The 18,462-nt window shown below is 50.7% G+C and carries 12 protein-coding genes, 1 pseudogene and 1 CRISPR repeat array; all 13 genes and pseudogenes read right to left on the bottom strand.

The features are described 5' to 3' along the window. Positions 1-6: 6 nt before the first annotated feature. Positions 7-900 (bottom strand): urea ABC transporter permease subunit UrtB, encoded by an 894-nt coding sequence (gene urtB / locus IC804_RS01610; RefSeq protein ID WP_020960058.1) that lies wholly within the window; start codon positions 898-900, stop codon positions 7-9. Between the two features lie 61 nt (positions 901-961). Further along, complete coding sequence (urtA, locus tag IC804_RS01615; RefSeq protein ID WP_050367343.1) at positions 962-2,218, bottom strand: urea ABC transporter substrate-binding protein; 1,257 nt, start codon at positions 2,216-2,218, stop codon at positions 962-964. A 289-nt stretch (positions 2,219-2,507) separates the two neighbouring features. Continuing rightward, complete coding sequence (locus IC804_RS01620; protein WP_081157268.1) at positions 2,508-3,905, bottom strand: methyl-accepting chemotaxis protein; 1,398 nt, start codon at positions 3,903-3,905, stop codon at positions 2,508-2,510. Positions 3,906-4,022: 117 nt separating this feature from the next. After that, on the bottom strand, positions 4,023-5,372 hold the full coding sequence (locus tag IC804_RS01625; protein ID WP_020960061.1) for a GntP family permease: 1,350 nt from the start codon (positions 5,370-5,372) through the stop codon (positions 4,023-4,025). Positions 5,373-5,506: 134 nt separating this feature from the next. After that, a complete protein-coding gene (gene gntK, locus IC804_RS01630; protein WP_081157267.1) occupies positions 5,507-7,051 on the bottom strand; it encodes a gluconokinase in 1,545 nt (514 codons plus the stop codon). Positions 7,052-7,079: 28 nt separating this feature from the next. Continuing rightward, positions 7,080-8,084, bottom strand: coding sequence for a LacI family DNA-binding transcriptional regulator (locus IC804_RS01635; protein WP_081157266.1), 1,005 nt, complete (start codon positions 8,082-8,084; stop codon positions 7,080-7,082). A 295-nt stretch (positions 8,085-8,379) separates the two neighbouring features. Continuing rightward, a CRISPR array of direct repeats spans positions 8,380-9,208; the repeat unit is 30 nt; unit sequence GTTTCAATCCCTCATAGGTACGATAAAAAC. Positions 9,209-9,398: 190 nt separating this feature from the next. After that, positions 9,399-10,562: a mannitol-1-phosphate 5-dehydrogenase gene (locus tag IC804_RS01640; protein ID WP_081157265.1), complete on the bottom strand. Its 1,164-nt coding sequence runs from the start codon at positions 10,560-10,562 to the stop codon at positions 9,399-9,401. After that, a complete protein-coding gene (locus tag IC804_RS01645; RefSeq protein ID WP_008879987.1) occupies positions 10,562-11,005 on the bottom strand; it encodes a PTS mannitol transporter subunit IIA in 444 nt (147 codons plus the stop codon). Before IC804_RS01645 ends, IC804_RS01640 begins: the two co-directional genes overlap by 1 nt. A 5-nt stretch (positions 11,006-11,010) precedes the next feature. Beyond that, entirely contained in the window at positions 11,011-13,101 is a 2,091-nt protein-coding gene (locus IC804_RS01650; RefSeq protein ID WP_081157264.1) for a BglG family transcription antiterminator, read from the bottom strand. A gap of 293 nt (positions 13,102-13,394) precedes the next feature. Next, a complete protein-coding gene (locus IC804_RS01655; protein ID WP_008879985.1) occupies positions 13,395-14,846 on the bottom strand; it encodes a PTS mannitol transporter subunit IIBC in 1,452 nt (483 codons plus the stop codon). 209 nt (positions 14,847-15,055) lie between these two features. Beyond that, on the bottom strand, positions 15,056-15,343 hold the full coding sequence (locus IC804_RS01660) for a hypothetical protein (protein WP_081157263.1): 288 nt from the start codon (positions 15,341-15,343) through the stop codon (positions 15,056-15,058). Positions 15,344-15,639: 296 nt separating this feature from the next. Beyond that, positions 15,640-17,100, bottom strand: coding sequence for a CoA-acylating methylmalonate-semialdehyde dehydrogenase (locus IC804_RS01665; protein ID WP_081157262.1), 1,461 nt, complete (start codon positions 17,098-17,100; stop codon positions 15,640-15,642). 16 nt (positions 17,101-17,116) lie between these two features. Continuing rightward, positions 17,117-18,447: pseudogene (locus IC804_RS01670) on the bottom strand (GntP family permease). Between the last annotated feature and the right edge of the window lie 15 nt (positions 18,448-18,462).

Consider the following 18,462-nt stretch of genomic DNA (forward strand, 5'->3'; position numbering starts at 1 on the left):
CTCCCCTCAATCGAGCGACCGCGTCCTCAAGCTAAGAAGACCGGACGGTTTCCATTGCAAGAACGCAATAATGAGAACGAACACAATGACTTTGGCGATGGTGGCGCTTGTGGAATATTCGACAAAGGTGGAGATTAAGCCGAGGCCAAACGCTCCCAGCAGCGTCCCAGCCAGTTTTCCCACTCCTCCTAAAATGACGACCATAAATGCATCGACAATATAGTACGTGCCGATCGTCGGCCCAATCGGCCCAAGCAAGGTCAACGCACATCCCGCCACCCCCGCCAATCCTGAACCGATCGCAAACGAGTATGCATCAACTTTCTGCGTGGCAATGCCGAGACAGGCCGCCATCGGCCGGTTCATGGTGACAGCCTGAATGCGTCGGCCAGCTCTTGTTCTCGTTAAATACATATAAAGAAAGAACACGATCGCCAATACAAGACAGAGAATAAACAACCGTTTATACGGAAACACCGCCCCAAACAAGCGGATTCCACCATCCAGCCAGCTTGGCGGCACAACCGCCACGTTGGGCGCCCCAAAGATGAGGCGGGCCGTCTGTTGCAAAATCAAACTGATCCCCCATGTCGCCAACAAACTGTCCAGCGGGCGGTGGTACAAATGGCGGATCAAGCTTTTTTCCAACCCCCACCCAAGCAAGGCAGCGATGAGAAACGACGACGGAATGGCAATGACAAAGTACATCCCCGCTGATTGCGGCGCATGATGGGCAAAGATTTGTTGAATGACGTAGGTTGTGTACGCGCCGACCATCATCAGTTCACCGTGCGCCATATTGATGACGCCCATCAATCCAAAGGTGATCGCCAACCCAATGGCGATCAAAAGCAAAATCGAACCGACGCTCAGCCCGTTGAATAATTGGTCAATAAACATCGCCGTCCCCCTCTCATGTCCGCTGGGCAAGAAGGAAGGACATGCCTTCCTCCCCATGCAACTATTCACTTAATCCTTTCCCCCATGGGTAGCTTTTTAAATACGGATCCGGCTTCACCGGCTGACCGGAATTCCATAACTCTTTGAATTGTCCGTCCGCTTGGATTTCACCAATGCGCACCGTTTTCCATAAATGCTGCGTTTCCCCGTCAATTTTCACCGTTCCTTCCGGCGCCTTGTATTCAAGGCCGGCCGCCGCTTTTTTCACTTGATCCACATCAAAGGAGCCGGCTTTTTTCACTGCTTCGGCCCATAAATGAACGGCTGTATACGCCGCTTCAATCGGATCATCGGTCACGCGGTCTTGCCCGTACTTTTCTTTATACTTTTGTACAAACGCCTTATTTTCCGGTGTATCGGTCGTCTGAAAATAGTTCCACACAGCCAAGTGACCAGCCAACACATCCGGCCCGATCCCGCGTATTTCTTCTTCCGCGATACTGACGGACATCACCGTCACGTCTTTCGGTGTGATGCCAGCGTCTTTCAACTGTTTGAAAAAGGCGACATTGCTATCGCCGTTGAGCGTATTGAAGACGACAGCCGGTTTCACTTGTTTGATTTTGCTGATAATGGTGCTATAATCGGTATGGCCGAGCGGCGTATATTCTTCCCCGACCACTTGCCCACCTTCGGCCTTCAACTGGGCCTTGATGATTTTGTTCGCTGTCCGCGGAAAGACGTAATCCGATCCAAGCAAGAAAAACGTCTTGCCGCGGTTTTTCAGGAGCCAGCTGACCGCTGGAACGATTTGTTGATTCGTCGTCGCCCCAGTGTAAAAGATGTTCGGAGACGACTCCATCCCTTCATATTGCACCGGATACCAAAGCAGCCCGTTGTTTTGCTCCACAACCGGAAGCATCGCCTTGCGGCTCGCCGATGTCCAACCGCCGAAAATGGCGGCCACTTGATCTTTTTGCAGCAATTTTTTCGCCTTTTCGGCAAATGTCGGCCAGTCGGACGCTCCATCTTCCACAACCGGTTCAATCTTCTTGCTGAGCAGCCCGCCCGATGCATTGATTTCCTCAATGGCCATTAACTCGGCATCGCGCAGCGACACTTCACTGATGGCCATCGTTCCGCTTAACGAGTGCAGGATTCCTACTTTGACCACATCCCCTTCTTTGCCAGCCGAAGATGAATCATTTTGATTCTCGTTTTTGGCTTGATCCACTGCTGATGACGCCGCACATCCCCCAAGAGCAAAAACACTGACGCATAAAAGCAGCCATAATTTCCACATGAATGCTGGTTTCATTCGCACACCCTTCCCCCTATTCATTTGAAACATCGATGAATTCCTGCCCCTCGTTCATCTAAAAGAGCGCATCCCTCCCTTGTTCCTCAAAAGCGATGCATGTTCTCCACGTTGAGGATTTGTTCTTGATTAGCAGTATAAGGCCCACGTTTCACGGACTCAACATATTTGTCATATTTTATTACATATTTTTGTTATATTTATTATCAATCATCTTCCGACCAATCAGCCAGGTCGAAAAACAAAACATGCCCCAAAAAGGCACACATGCACCTTTTTGGGGCAGCGTTCATTTCACAAGCGACAAATCCACTCCAATGACCCCGACAATTTGACCGTTATGATCCCTAATGGGAGCGGACACCGTGACGCAAAGATGTTTCGTCAATGCCGATACATACGGATCGGAAACATACACTGTTCCTCTACAAGCTTCCTGAAACCACGACCGGACTTTGGCGTTGACCAAGCCCGCCGGCGGATTCGAATAGACAAACGCCCCATCAAGACGATTCGACCAGACAGCCTCAATCTCTCCATTCTCAGATAAAAATCGATCCAGCACGCGTTGATGCATGGCCTCATCCATTTGTTCCAACGGAGCTGACTGAAGCAAAGCCGATAGTTTCTGAATCGTGTTTTTCACGACCGCATCATCGACAGAAATCGTTTCTCTCATCCAATCACGTCCGACCGTTTGCTGCAGCTCCTCCGCTGTCTTTTGCAGCGCTTCATTAATGCGTAAAATCTGTCCGACGCTCTCGTGCTGTTCGTTCATATCCGCAGTCACTCGCTCGACAAACCGTTGATTTTCCCGGCTCAATTGCACGATTTCTTCAAGCAGGCCGGCGATTTCTTTCACACTGTCCGACTGTCCAGACGCCGACTGGACAGAAGAGGAGACGAGGTCCGTCATATCATTCAGCTGCCGCTGCAACGAATGAAGGAACGCCATAATCGCTTCCATCTCTTTTTCTTCGACATCGATTTGCTTTGTTTCTTCGCGAACGATATCGGTCGTCGCTGCGATTTCGCGTTGAATGAGCGACAAAATGTCTTGCGTTTGCTGGACAGCTTCCGACGTTTGATTCGCCAACATGCCGATTTCCCGCGCGACGACCGCAAACCCGCGCCCATGTTCTCCCGCACGAGCCGCCTCAATATTGGCATTGAGCGACAAAATTTTCGTTTTCTGCGAAATCTCGCCGATCGCTGATATAATTTCATTGATGCGTCGCGAATGATGAACGAGATGGTCCATTTGTTCCAATAACGTTTCATGGTGGGAGCGCAGTGTTCGAATTTCTTTTTGCAACGTCTCCAATGAATTCCATGAATGCAGCCAATGTTCGGAAAACTGCTGGCTGCTCGCATACATATCACGCGAAGATGCAGCGATTTCCCTAGCCGCCTCCTCGATTGTTCGCATTTTGTTCGCCACTTTTTCCGTATACTCCACCGTTTTCTCGCTATGGTCCATCAGCTCTGCCGCACTATTCCGGCTTGAATCGGAAATGTCATTCAGCGAAAGTGCCGCCATCTTCATCTGTTCCATCGCTGCTTTGAGCTGATCAACCGCCACAACAATTTGCCTTGCAATTTGTTGCGGTCCTCCCTGCGTTTCCTCACGTCGAGGCTGATCCAGTTCGCGCTTTATTTTTCGTTCCGCACGTCTCGCAAAAATCAACAGGCGTCACTCCTTATGTCATTTTTTATTACATAATTATAATACAAAATATAACAAAAGGACATATAAAAATAAGACGCCCGTTCTTCTAAAAACGAGCGTCTTGCCTGGAAAAGGCTAGAGAACCATATTCAATAACAAAATGAAGACAAACGCCACCACCGAAATAATCGTTTCCATGACTGTCCATGTCATGAGCGTTTCTTTCACCGTCATGCCGAAATATTCTTTGATCATCCAGAAGCCGGAGTCATTGACGTGCGACAAGATCAACGAACCCGCGCCGGTCGCCAAGACAAGCAGTTCCATATTCGTTCCCGGCATGGTAGCCGCGATGGGGGCAACGATGCCGGCAGCGGTCATCATCGAGACGGTCGCCGATCCCGTCGCTACGCGAATGAGCGCCGCAATGCCCCAGCCTAACAGGAGCGGAGAGAAGTGCGAGTGTTTCGCCACTTCCGCGATTTGTTCGCCGATGCCGGAATCAAGCAGCACTTTGTTGAATGCGCCGCCCGCCCCGATGACAAGCAGGATGTTCGCGACCGGGCCGAGGCAGTCGTTGGCAAATTTCAAGACAGCGTCGCGGTTGAAGCCGCGGGCGTAGCCTAAGCTGAAGAACGAATAAACCGTCGCGATCAAGAGCGCAACAATCGGGTCGCCGATAAAGCGCAACACTTTCGCCGCTTCTGACTTTTGATCAAGCGTCACGTTTGCCACAGAGGCAATCAACATCAAAATGACCGGAAGCAAAATCGTGAACAGCGTATTGCCAAAGCCAGGAAGCTCACGTGCTTCTTTATGCTGCACAAGCTGTTCGGCAATCTCCGCCGGCACTGTTTTGTGCAGGCGCGAACCGATCCATTTGCCATACAGCGGACCGGCAATAATGGCGGTCGGCAAGCCGACGATGATCGAGTAAAGAATCGTTTTTCCGACATCCGCCTTAAAAATGCCGACTGCCGCCATCGCGGCTGGGTGCGGCGGGACAAGCCCATGCACGACAGACAAACCAGCGACAAGCGGAATGCCGATCGTCACAAGTGAAATGCCCGTTTCCATCGCGATCGTAAAGACGAGCGGAATAAGCAAGACAAACCCGACTTGGAAAAAGACCGGAATGCCGACTAAAAAGGCGACGACCATCATCGCCCAATGGACGCGTTTTTGGCCAAAGCGGTCGATCAACGTTTTCGCAATGCGCTCGGCGCCGCCTGATTCGGCCATCATTTTGCCGAGCATCGTCCCGAGCGCCAAGACGATCGCCAAAAAGCCGAGCGTGTTGCCAAGCCCCGCCTTGATCGAGTCAATGATGCCCGGCGTTTCCGGAGACGGCGCGATAAGCGGCATGCCCATCGCCAGTCCGACGCCGACGGACACTAAAATGAGTGCGACAAACGGATGCATTTTCGCCATAGTAATGAGCAATAATAACACGATAATAGCAGCAACAACAATGGCGATTTCCATCACAAGCTCCCCCTTTATCTTTGAGATAAATCGATTTAGTGAACAAAGCAAACGTTTTCAGATCTTTGAAGGAAAGGGCTAAATCGATTTAGCGCCCGATCATAGCCAGCTAAATCGATTTAGTCTTCCTCCCTTTACCCACTCCGCCGCTGAAACGCAGCGATGATATCAAACTCCGCTTTTAACCGCTCATACAAACGGGCATACAAATCAAACAACTCTGCGTAAATAAGCGTATGTTCCTCCTTCGGTTCATGGCGAGCCGTCGTATCAATCCACGTTTTCACCATCTCTAAGGACGGCACTTCACCTAACGCATGAAGCGCCACCGCCGCTGCTCCTAATGCCGATGCCTCGTGCGTTTGCGGCACAATGAGCGGCTTACCGAGCATATCGGAAAGCATTTGCCGCCAAAATGGAGATTTTGCAAAACCGCCTGAGACGCGGATTTCCGCCATTGGTCCTGTCACGTCGCGAATGGCAAGCGCCACCGATACGATGCTGAAGCAGACGCCTTCCATCACGGCACGAATGAAATGTTCGCGCTTATGGTGAAGGCCAAGGCCAAAAAATGTTCCGCGTGCATTCGCGTTCCAATATGGGGCCCGCTCGCCCGATAAAAATGGCAAAAACACCAATCCTTCCGCTCCGGGTGAAACGCGTTCCGCATACTTCGTCAACAAGTCGTATGGATCGACGCCAAGCTTTTTCGCCACTTCTCGCTCTTGGGCGCCAAACTCATCGCGCAGCCACCGAAGCAAAATACCGCCATTGTTCGTCGGCCCGCCAACGACCCAATAACCAGGGGTTAACGCATAACAAAACGTTCGGCCTTTTTCATCGGTTGTCGGTGTGGTCGCAATCGTCCGCACCGCCCCGCTCGTCCCGATCGTAATGGCCGCCTCACCTGGGAGCACGGCACCGACACCGATATTGGCGAGCACGCCATCGCTCGCACCGATGACGACTGGAACATCAGGAGATACCCCCATTTTATTGGCCCATTCTTTGTTCATTCCTTGCAGAATGTGCGTGGCTGGAACCAAACGAGGCAGGCGTTCGCGGCCAATGCCAAGAAGTGAAAGCACATCCTCATCCCAATCGAGCGTATCGAGGCGGAACAAGCCTGTCGCTGAGGCGAGCGAATGGTCGGTGACATAGTCACCGTACAGCCGATACAGCACATAATCTTTCACCGACACGAAACGGTGCGCCTGTCGGAATACATCCGGCTCCTCCTCTTTCAGCCAAAGCAATTTCGGCAATGGGGACATCGGATGAATTGGCGTCCCCGTCCGCCGGTAAATATCAAGTCCATGATGCTCTTTCAACAATCGCTCCGCCTGAACGACGCTCCGGTTGTCGGCCCAGATGATTAAGCGAGTGAGCGGCCGTCCTGATTCGTCAAGCGCCATGATCGAGTGCATCGCCGCACTCAATCCAATCGCCTTCACCTGCTGGGGACGAATCCCATGGCGGACCGTCACCGCCCCGACCGCTTGAATGACCGCGGCAAACAGCTCTTCCGGGTCCTGTTCCGCAAATCCCGGATGCGGCTGGATGATTGGATAATCAACCGCGTGGGAAGCTAATACCCGCCCACGTTCTCCGAAAACAACCGCTTTCGTGCTTGTCGTTCCAATATCAATGCCAATGACAACATCCTCAAAAATCGCCATCGTTTCTCCTCCCTCCTTATCTGCTTTCTCATCTGATCGATGTCCGTTCCACCAATGTCGGGGAGAAACGAAACACACGCGGTTTGCGCGTTCGCTCCTGATCCATTTGCTCGAACACGCGTTCAGCTGCTTTTTTCCCCATCGCAAACGTCGGCTGGGCGATCGTCGTCAGCATCGGCGTGTAAATATCGGCAAATGGCACATCATCAATGCTAATCAGTCCTAACTCATCCGGCACGCGAATGCCAGTTTCTTTCACGAACCGTAAAATGCCCATTAATGTTAAGTCGTTAATTGCAAACAACGCGTTCGGCTGTTCAGGGGCAGCGAACCGCTTTTGCAATTCCCCAGGCAGCTCGGCGGCCTCGGCAGCGATCACACTCCTATCATCAACTTTAAGGCCTCTTTTTTCCATCGCCATCCGAAACCCTTGAAGCCGTTCCATCCGCGGCACGTTGTGGGCGACAAGCGGTGGAGTGACAATAGCGATGCGGTCATAACCATGGGCGGCCAAATAATCAACCGCCATCTCTGCCGCACCAAAGTTGTCTAACAGCACACTATCAGCCTCAACCCCCGGCACCATCCGGTCGACAAAGACGATCGGAAACCGCTCGGCGACAAGGCGATGGTAAACGTCTTCGTTTTTTCCCGTCGGAAAGACGATCAACCCGTCCACTTGTTTCGCGAGCAGCATATCGATATATTTTCTCTCTTTTTCCGGGTCATCGCCGGAGTTGCAGACGATCACTTGAAACTCACGCTTTTGGCATTCTTCTTCAATAGCGTGTAGCACTTGCGTCGTCAACATATGAAGCATATTAAACACAATGACGCCGATCGTCGCTGTTGTCTTTTGCTTCAAACTGCGGGCGATCACGTTCGGCTGGTAGCCGAGTTCTTCGATCGCCTGGGCAATGCGCTTTCTTGTTTCTTCACTCATATATTCATAGCGTTTATTCAAATATTGCGAGACCGTGCTTTTGGAAACGTTGGCCAGTTTCGCGACATCAGCCATCGTTACTTTTTTCAACAGAATCCCTCTCTTGTACTAAATCGATTTAGTTCAAAAGCGCTTTCATAAACCGGTTTAGCTTTATTATAAAACAAGTGAAAGCGGTTTACAATATTTTTTTCATCAATATAAAAAACGAAGATAAGATGAGGTATGAATTCTTAAGGAAATAATCGGGGAACAACTCCCTTTTCCCTTTACTTAAAGCAAGAATTCCTCAGTTCCACGACGCAAGCAGCCTTTCATCTCGTACCGTCCCAGCCGCCTTGATGGAAATGTCCTAGCCGTACTGGCTTCCAAAGCTAACGAAAGAAAGTGAACTCCTTATAGGTACGATAAAAATTCAACCCTCAGGCCACTTCAGGATGCTCGTCAAAGTTTCAATCCCTCATAGGTACGATAAAAACATTAACTACCTTCAAACAATCCCAGAGACATTAGACAGTGTTTCAATCCCTCATAGGTACGATAAAAACGTTGGTGATCGCGTCTACCCAATCACTCGCCCGTTCCGCGTTTCAATCCCTCATAGGTACGATAAAAACGCACCACAATATTATTGGGGTCGGTTTTATCAATCGCGTTTCAATCCCTCATAGGTACGATAAAAACGGTCGCTTCTGGATCTAACGCCGCTAGGATTTGCTGAGTTTCAATCCCTCATAGGTACGATAAAAACGCAGGTGTAACGTTCCAGTATCGTATTACAGGCGATCGTTTCAATCCCTCATAGGTACGATAAAAACTTTTGTTTTGTTGGTTGGTACAGCAGATGAATCTTGTTTCAATCCCTCATAGGTACGATAAAAACACAAATCACCGATAGTCAACACTGTACCGTTGAGCGGTTTCAATCCCTCATAGGTACGATAAAAACCTCGCTGTTGGCCATGCGGTGGACGCGGATGTTATGTTTCAATCCCTCATAGGTACGATAAAAACCGCTCCCCCTTCCGTCGCTCGCGTCTGCTCGCTCCTTGTTTCAATCCCTCATAGGTACGATAAAAACGCACCACAATATTATTGGGGTCGGTTTTATCAATCGCGTTTCAATCCCTCATAGGTACGATAAAAACGAATTTTCACCCAGCCGTTTCCGTGGTCCAATCCGAGTTTCAATCCCTCATAGGTACGATAAAAACCCCAAAAATTCTTATTATATTGGGCTTTTTCTTCCAAGGCTACATTCAAGATATCACGTTCCGAAAATTATGTCAATAATACCAATGCTTGATGGTTGTAGGATTTCAGTATAAAAAATTCTTGTCGTCGACCCCCGGGGATTTTTACACGATTGGAGGTCGACGACAGAATATGAGAGGATATCTGAGTTTAACGCGAATACATTTGCTTCATTTGAGCATATTCTTCCTTCACCGCCACGACGAGCGGATGGCTATTGTCAAGCCCGGCATATTGGACGAGCGCCCCTTCGACACCGCTCTGTTCGATCGTTTGCTGGAGAGCAGTTGCTTCGGCATCGCCGGTCTCATCAAACAACAGCAGCGCAGCAATGCCTTTGACAAGTCCGGACGGCACACGTTCGAATAAAGTGTAATATTGCACAGCCGGTGCGACAAGCCGATCGTTCGGCCCGAGCTTGCGGATTGGTGAACGGGCGACGCGGACGATGTCATCGGAAAGGGACGGATTGGTGAAACGTCCGATCGTCGTTTCAATATACGAACGGTGCTCTTGTTCATCCCAGCCGTGCTTTTTCACTAAGACGGCTCCTGACTCGCGGAGCGCCTGCTCGACACTCTCCCGGATGCCGCTATCCTTCATCGCTTCCTGAACCGTTCGGTATTGTTTTTGATAACCTAAATAGGCAGCCAACGCATGGCCGGTATTAACTGTAAACAATTTGCGCTCGATATACGGTCCTAGGTCAGCGACAAAATGTGCCCCTTGAATCGGGGGAACGGCGCCGATAGTGTTTTTCGTCTCAATCGCCCATTCGAAAAACGGCTCAACCGTGACAGCGAGTGGATCGTCATTCGTCTGATTCGGCACAATGCGGTCGACCGCGCAGTTAAGGAACCCGACACATTCTTCCACCAGCTGCCGTCCGGCTTCGGAAAGATGGGTAACGACATGCTGTTTCAGCGTTTCCGTGCCGCCGATCATATTTTCGCATGCAATGACGTGAAGCGGCTTCTGATGAACTGTGAATCGTCGCTCCAATCCGGCGGCGATGACGGGCGCAATGACCGGCAAAATGTGCGGGCCGACCGCAGTCGTCACCAAATCAGCGGACGCGATCGCCTCAATGACATCGTCCCGTTCGGTTTGACTGTTGAGTGCGGAAACACCGCGCACCCATTGTTCTTCCTGCCGCTCGCCGGCAATAATAACGCGATACTCTCCCCGCTCCTTCAGCAGGCGGACAATTTGTTCGTTGACATCGACAAACACGACATCATATCCCGACGCTGCAAGCAGGCTGCCGATAAAACCGCGGCCAATATTGCCTGCGCCGAAGTGAACGGCCCTCATCAGCCGTTCACCTCATTAAGCAGCGTAAGAATTTCCTCCGCTGTTTTGGCGTTCGCCATAGCCGCAACATTGTCCGCTTCCGCGCAGACGAGCGCGAGTTTCGAAAGAATGTCTAAATGTTCTCCGTCTTTTCCGGCGATGCCGATGACAATCGTTGCTTGGTTGCCCCCGCCAAAGTCGACGCCTCCTGGAACTTGCACGATCGAAATGCCGGACTGCTTAACGAGCGATTTGGCTTCTTCCGTTCCGTGCGGGATAGCAACGTTGTTGCCGATATACGTAGTCGTCAACTGTTCGCGCTCAAGCATTGCATCAATATACGATGGATCCACATACCCTTGCTTGACGAGCACTTCGCCAGCTAGGCGAATGGCTTCTTCTTTCGTTTTTGGTTGAGCATTTAGCACAATGTTTTCTTTCTTTAAAATTGAATAAGCCAACATGACCTTCACTCCTTCGTTGTTGTCCAATAATGATCGAAAAATTGTTCTAAATGGCTGCTAACGAGCGAATATACCTCGTTTTCGCCGCCACGAGCCAACGTGGCCGTGCTTTGTTCGTCCTTGACGAGCAAAGTGCTCACTTGGCTCAATACGGAAAGCATCTCTTCATCCGCATCGGCAGGGCCAAGAAGCAGTACAACCGTGTTTACTTCCATCGGCTCCCCGTCCATGCCTGCCACCGTTTGTGGTTCATCAAGCCGGTACATCGTCAGCGATGGACGAAGGACAGAGAAACTGCGGGCGTGGTAAAGCGCCAGCTTCGTGCCGGGAACGCCGAGCCCGCCTAGCGACTCGCGGCGCTCCAGCTCCTCGATGACGACTTTGGCATCGACAAGAACCCCGTTTCGCTCGAGGCGACGGCACGCGTTCATCAATAATTCATGGATCGAACGACAAGTGACCATCTCAAGGAGAAAACCGTCCAAAAGATGGATGATCGTCTCACTGATGCGTCGAACGGCTTTCATCGTGGCGAGCATCGACCGATTTCGACGTGCAATGGACTCGTTTTCCCTCCGCTTTTCCACAGCTGTTTTCCGTTCCAACCGTTGGCGGATCGCCCGCGCTTCCTCTTCGGTGAGCATTGGACTGACGATGACATGCGGCCCGTACTCTTCCGGAAGCGGCACGGTCGAAATGACGAGGTCGTACGCCCGCAAATCTTTCTTTTTCAATTCAAAGACAGACGCCTGCTCCATGACAGTGATATCCGGAATCGCTCTTTTCAGCCTTGTCGCTAAAATTTTCGCCGTTCCGAGCCCGCTCGAACAAATAACGAGCGCCCGCCAACCTTTTTTCTCCCGCATGAGCGCAGCCGCAAAATGGAGCACCAAGTAACCGATCTCCTCCTCCGGCACCGGAATGTAGCCAAACAGCTGCTTCGTTCCATTGGCGACAACCGCAAACAGCTCCGGATAGTCTTTCCTAATTTGATCCAGGAGCGGATTAGCGACCCCCATCCCGTGCTCTAAACGGTACAACGCAGGTTTTAAGTGAACGACGAGATCTTCGTATAGCGTGCGGTCGGTGGACAGATCGACTCCAAGCTCACGGCTGACGAAACGAATGAGCTGTTGCGCTTTCATGCCGACAACCAAACTCGGCTCCTCCATCATCATTCCTTGACGGCTGCGCCATTTCGCTCCCATTAAATGCATCGTCATATAGCCGATTTCTTCTTTTGGAATGTTAATGCCAAAAGCTCTTTCCAACGATTCAGCGAGCATTTCGGCGATCGCAAATTCTTTCGCTGCCTGGAGCGTCCGCAAATCGTGCGGGTCGAAATGAATCGCTTCCCCCCGCTTGATGCGCTCGATGGCGAGCGCCAAATGGACGACGAAGGCGATGTACGAACTGTCCGCCATCGTAAATGGGAGCTTTTCTTTTACTTGCTCGATTTGTTTCTCAATGATGGCAAGCTTTTTTCGATCCACAAGCCCGAGCAGCTTTTCCGCCACCGTATCAAGCGGATCATCTGACCGCTTCTGAATCGTCTCTTTCATCAGCTCCAAAAACTCGTGTTCATTGACATGGCGGAATAGCAGTTCGCTAATGAGACGCCGTTTCGCTGATTCGGAACCGGCAAGCTCCACCCCGTACCCGCGCTTGCGAATGAGCGAAAGCCCGTACGCTTCAACCGTTTGTTCCAATTTGTCCAAATCCAAACTGACAGTGGCAACCGTGACGTTCAAGTCGTTCGCCAGTGAGACGAGTTTCACTGGCTCACCGGCTTCTAACAAGGCGATTAAAATCATCAACTGCCGTTCTTCCGGCGTATATTCACGGTGAGAAAGATGAAGCAGCTCGGCAGCCAGCGCCTGCTTTTGTTTCTCTTCCCCAACGAGACGAATGCCGACCCCTGCTTTTTTCTCCAGCTCAAGTCCGTAGTGCCGCAAAACGGATTCGAGGCCTTGCAAATCGCGGTGGATCGTGCGGGTGCTGACATTCAGCTCTTCGGCCAGCTCGCCGACTGTTATCTCTCGCCCTCCTACTAACAAACGCTCAAGCAGCTTTCGCTCCCGCGCCGATACGTACATCGCCGTTCACCTCCTATCTTGGGGCGTTACTGTTGACATTTTTAAAATGTTTGATTCTCTTCTCCTTCTTATTGTAAGGGCTTTTTTTCCGATTTTACAATGATTAGATGTTTTATTTTCGTCATTGTTATTGTTGACAGTTTTTAATTTCGCATACCTCGGCCGTTTTCGTCGTTTGAAAAGATGTCTGCCAGTCAAGCTGATGCGTGCAGGCCGAGACAAAGGAATGCCGTTCGCGCAAGGTGTAAATAAAGACGCAGAGGTGCCATGATTCCCCTGCGTCTACTGCTATGTTATGCGTTTTGTTTTAACTGTTCGATCAACTCATCGTATTTCGGACTGTTCAAGAAGTTTTCGACCGATACGTGGTAAGCGTTTGGCAATTTTGCTTTCGCCCGGTCGGTTAAATTTTGATGGGTGATAACAATATCGGCGTCTGCCGGCAGTTGGTTGATCGCGGTGTTCGTTACTTCGATACTGAGTCCAGCCTTTTGCACTTTGTTTCGCAAAATCGATGCTCCCATCGCACTCGATCCCATTCCTGCGTCACACGCGAACACAATTTTTTTCACACGGTCAGGAACCGCTGAAGCGACGCCTGCCGAAGCAGCTTCATCTTTTTGTTGCAGAGTTGCAGCTACTTGGCTCTTTTTCCCTTTCAGCTGTTCCATTTTTTCCGCTGCTTTCGTCAAATCTTCTTCCTCTTCGTTTTGTTTTGCTGTTTTTAAGCAAATCGAAGCTACGAGGAATGACACCGCTGTGGCGACAAACACGCCAGCAAGCACACTGAAGTAATTCCCTTTCGGTGTCATCGCCAGCAGGGCAAAAATGCTTCCTGGCGACGGCACGGCTACCAGTCCGGCGTGGAGAACCGTAAACGTGAACACTCCGCTCACTCCGCCGGCAATTACCGCTAACATTAAGATCGGGCGCATAAGAATGTACGGGAAGTAAATTTCATGAATCCCGCCTAGAAAGTGGATAATAGCCGCCCCCGGTGCCGATTGTTTTGCCATTCCTTTGCCAAACAGGCAGTACGCCAGCAAAATACCGAGTCCTGGACCAGGGTTGGTTTCCAACAAGAATAAAATCGATTTTCCGGTTTGCGCCGCTTGCTCGACGCCAAGTGGGCTTAAAATCCCATGGTTGATCGCGTTATTCAAGAACAGCACTTTCCCTGGCTCAATGAAAATACTCGCCAGCGGCAACAAGTGCCAATCGATAATTTTTTCTACTCCAGAGGCTAATGTTTTGCTGATGGCGGTGACGACCGGACCGATTCCTTTAAAGGCGAGCAACGTCAACAGAGCGCCGATAATCCCGGCCGAGAAGTTGTTAACAAGCATCTCAAACCCTTGCTTCACTTTTCCTTGGAAGAGGGCGTCCACTTTTTTCATCACATAGCCGCCAAGCGGACCCATGATCATTGCACCTAAAAACATCGGAATTTCCGAGCCGACGATCACCCCCATCGTCGCCGTTGCCCCGACGACGCCACCGCGGACGTCATAAATCATTTTGCCGCCTGTATATCCAATTAATAGTGGCAGCAAATACGTAATCATTGGCCCGACGAGCTTGGCAAACGTCTCATTTGGCCACCAGCCAGTCGGGATAAATAACGCCGTAATTAACCCCCAAGCGATAAAGGCTCCGATATTCGGCATAATCATGCCGCTCAAATAACTGCCAAACCGTTGAATCTTCACACGGAAGCCTGTTTCATTTCCGGTTGTATGCGTCATGAAGATGTTCCTCCTTTTTTGCTTGACTGTACTTCTATATTACAAACGCTTACAACCGACCTTCAATGATAAGTAAATGTGATTTTGTCAAGGGGACTATTGACATGTTTTAAAAAAGAAAAACACCTAGCTTAGTAGGCGAGACGACAGCGCTTCTTCGACTAACTACAAAACCTCCTAGCAAAGATGCTTAGCGAAAAAATCCATTTTTAAGCAAAGTGCCTAACAGCGACTTCACTCCTATTATTTTCCTGGGAATCAAAACCTAATTGTGCCGCTTGGCCGTAAGGAAAATCATTTAGATAACATTCTAGCCACCTGCTCATCAATGACCACTCGGTATCAAACGCTTTTTCTCCAATCATCATCTTGATCTCTCGTGTAGTTTTCCGTAATAAACTTTGGACAAGATCACGACTTTTACACAATATAGCAGGCTTCCTCATTGCCCCATCTTTTGTGCTCTTCTTTTCCATAACGGCGCGTGGAATGTTCATGAACCATTTCGTTGTGAACTTTTGTTCACCAAACTCGTCGGATCTACCCAACAAAGCGTGATGGGATAAGTGTTGGAGGCGGTTGAAAACTCTCAAGTGATTGAGGACATGTTGTTGTCAACCTTGACTCGCTCGATATTCTCTACACCACAAAACGGAAAAACAACTTCAAAGAAGCAACCCTAACAAAAAGTCGTCTGTCCTCAGTGAAAGACCCAATATAGAATAACGAATCCATTAGATGCTTAGCAGTGAAAGGGGGTGTCTCTTTGCTTTTGAGACACCCCCCTTTACCATTAATGTCTCGCCGTCACCATTTTCTTTCTCGTGTAAAATTCAACGCCGTCGCGGCCATTGGCGTGGAGGTCGCCGTAAAACGAGTTTTTGTAGCCGGAGAACGGGAAAAACGCCATCGGTGCCGGGACGGCGACGTTGACACCAAGCATGCCGGCGTCGATTTCTTCGCGGAACTGGCGGATCGCTTTGGCACTATCCGTGTAAATGCAGGCGCCGTTGGCGAATTCCGACCGGTTGGCGATTTCAATCGCTTCATCCAAATCGCGGGCGCGGACAACCGACAAAACCGGGGCGAAAATTTCATCGGTCCAAATCGTCATACCCGGCTTGACATGGTCGAAAATCGTCGGGCCGACAAAATACCCTTTCCCGCTTGTCGCAGCGTCGCGGCGGCCATCGCGGACGAGCAGTGCTCCTTCTCTTTCACCGATTTCAATGTATTTGATCGTTCGTTCTTTATGCGACTCACGGATAACCGGGCCTAAGAAGACGCCTTGGTCAAGCCCGTTGCCAATTTGAATACGATCGGCAGCCTGTTTGAGCCGCTCCACCAACTCGTCAGCGATATCGCCGACGGCAACAACGACCGAGCACGCCATGCACCGCTCACCCGCTGAACCAAAAGCGGCGTTGATGATGTTCGTTACCGCCATATCGAGGTCGGCATCAGGCATGACGATCGAATGGTTTTTCGCGCCGGCAAGCGCCTGCACCCGCTTGCCATAGGCGGCAGCTGTTTTGTATACATACTCTGCGACCGGTTGTGAGCCGACAAACGAGACGGCTTTAATGTCTTTATGTTCTAAAATGCCGTTCACGACCTCGTGCGCCCCATGGACAATATTCAGCACCCCTGCAGGCAAACCGGCTTCGGTGAACAGCTCAGCCAGGCGATTGGCAAGTAGCGGTGTCCGTTCAGACGGTTTCAACACAAACGTGTTGCCGCAAGCGATGGCAAGTGGGAACATCCAGCACGGCACCATCATCGGGAAGTTAAACGGCGTAATGCCGGCGACGACACCAAGCGGATAGCGGTACATGCCCGATTCGATGCCGGTCGCGATGTCGGGCAACTGCTGGCCCATCATGAGCGTCGGAATCCCAGCCGCAAACTCGACACATTCAATGCCGCGCTGCACTTCACCGTACGCATCCTCGTATACTTTGCCGTTTTCCAGTGTCACGAGACGGGCAAGTTCTTCCCAATGCTCGACAAGCAGCTGCTGGTAGCGGAACAAAATGCGGGCACGGCGCGGGACCGGCACTTTGCGCCATTCACGGAACGCCTCTTTGGCGGCCGCGACCGCCGCATCAAGTTCCTCGCGCGAAGAGATCGGCACTTTCGCCAGCACTTCTCCTGTCGCCGGATTCGGCACAATTTCTTCTTTTCCAGATGTCGAAGCGACCCATTGACCACCAATAAAGTTTTTCAACGTCTTTGTTTCGGTTACAGAGCTCATCAATAAAACCACCTTTCTAGAAAATAGAGTATAAGAGAATAGCCAAGAACATACCGGCGAGCGGAATGACAACCGAAAGAACGAATATCGGTTTATACGTCCGCTCATGTGTTTCATGACAGACGGCGCGAATTGTCGTCACAATATACCCGTTATGCGGCAGCGAATCAAGCCCTCCGGAAGCAAGCGCCGCCACCCGATGCATGGCACCGGGGTCAAGCCCTTTCGCCATATAGATCGGCGCTAAGATTGGCAAGGCAATACCGAGACCGCCAGAAGCCGACCCGGTCATGCCACAAATAATCGTGACAGCCAACCCCAATCCGAGCAGTTCCGGTCCGGGAATGTCCACGAGGACGTCAACCGCTTTTTGAAAGGCTGGCACATTTTTCGCGACCTCCCCGAAGCCGACGACGGCGCACGTATTAGCGGCAGCAACTAACGCATCTTGAGTGCCGGACGCCATGGACTCCCAAAATTTGCGAACGAATTTCGCGTTTAACACCCAACAAAGCACAATACCAAGGATAAGTGACGCGACCCCTGCTGAAGTCGAAGAAATGAATTTTGCCAAAATGTTTAATGAAACGATCACCACCACTAACGGAAGCATCGCGCACACAATGTTCGGCAGCGGACGGCCGGCACCTTGCTCGATCGAAGCGGCAACTTCACTCACTTCGCCGGAAATGTCATCAGTCCGATATGGTAAAGAAAATGTTTCACCGTTTTGTTTCGCTTTTTGGACAACACGCGTTAAATAGAGCGAACCAGTCACGGCAATCGTTGCACCGACAAAAAGCCTACCCATCCCCCAGCTCCCGGCGTTGTATGGAAAAATTGCGTCGGAATGATGTTTTGAATCTCCGGCGAATACGGAGAGGTCATTGTGAACGAAACCGAACCGAATACCATGGCGGCCGGAATAAAACGATGCGGCGTATTCGACTGCCGGAACAGTGACACAGCGATCGGGTAAACGGAAAAGCCGACAACAAACAGGCTAACGCCGCCGTATGTCATAATGGCGCAGGCAGCAACGACCGCCAATACAGCATGTTTAGCGCCAAACTTCTCTTTGACCCAATGAGCAATGGAGTCGGCAGATCCGGTGTCTTCCATCACCTTGCCAAAAATGGCCCCGGCCAAGAAGATAAGGAACCAACTGGCGAAATAGCCGGTAAAGCCCGTCATGTAGCTTTCCATCAAAGCTTTTTCTAAGTTTAAGCCGCCTGTCAGCGCGACAAGAATCGAACTGATCAGCGCGGCAATAATGATATTGATCCCCCTCATTGTCAAAAAGATCAACAACCCTAATGAGGCCAATAAACCAATCATCCCCAACATCCTCTTCCCCCTCGT

Source organism: Geobacillus sp. 47C-IIb (assembly GCF_014679705.1).
In the GTDB taxonomy this organism is placed as follows: Bacteria; Bacillota; Bacilli; order Bacillales; family Anoxybacillaceae; genus Geobacillus; species Geobacillus thermodenitrificans.

Excerpts from the sequence above, each read along its gene's own strand:
- gntK (WP_081157267.1), bottom strand. The coding sequence starts at position 7,051 with ATGGCGATTTTTGAGGATGTTGTCATTGGCATTGATATTGGAACGACA.
- IC804_RS01665 (WP_081157262.1), bottom strand. The coding sequence starts at position 17,100 with ATGAGCTCTGTAACCGAAACAAAGACGTTGAAAAACTTTATTGGTGGT.
- urtB (WP_020960058.1), bottom strand. The coding sequence starts at position 900 with ATGTTTATTGACCAATTATTCAACGGGCTGAGCGTCGGTTCGATTTTG.
- IC804_RS01645 (WP_008879987.1), bottom strand. The coding sequence starts at position 11,005 with ATGTTGGCTTATTCAATTTTAAAGAAAGAAAACATTGTGCTAAATGCT.
- IC804_RS01655 (WP_008879985.1), bottom strand. The coding sequence starts at position 14,846 with ATGACGCATACAACCGGAAATGAAACAGGCTTCCGTGTGAAGATTCAA.
- urtA (WP_050367343.1), bottom strand. The coding sequence starts at position 2,218 with ATGAAACCAGCATTCATGTGGAAATTATGGCTGCTTTTATGCGTCAGT.
- IC804_RS01640 (WP_081157265.1), bottom strand. The coding sequence starts at position 10,562 with ATGAGGGCCGTTCACTTCGGCGCAGGCAATATTGGCCGCGGTTTTATC.
- IC804_RS01650 (WP_081157264.1), bottom strand. The coding sequence starts at position 13,101 with ATGTACGTATCGGCGCGGGAGCGAAAGCTGCTTGAGCGTTTGTTAGTA.
- IC804_RS01625 (WP_020960061.1), bottom strand. The coding sequence starts at position 5,372 with ATGGAAATCGCCATTGTTGTTGCTGCTATTATCGTGTTATTATTGCTC.
- IC804_RS01660 (WP_081157263.1), bottom strand. The coding sequence starts at position 15,343 with ATGAACATTCCACGCGCCGTTATGGAAAAGAAGAGCACAAAAGATGGG.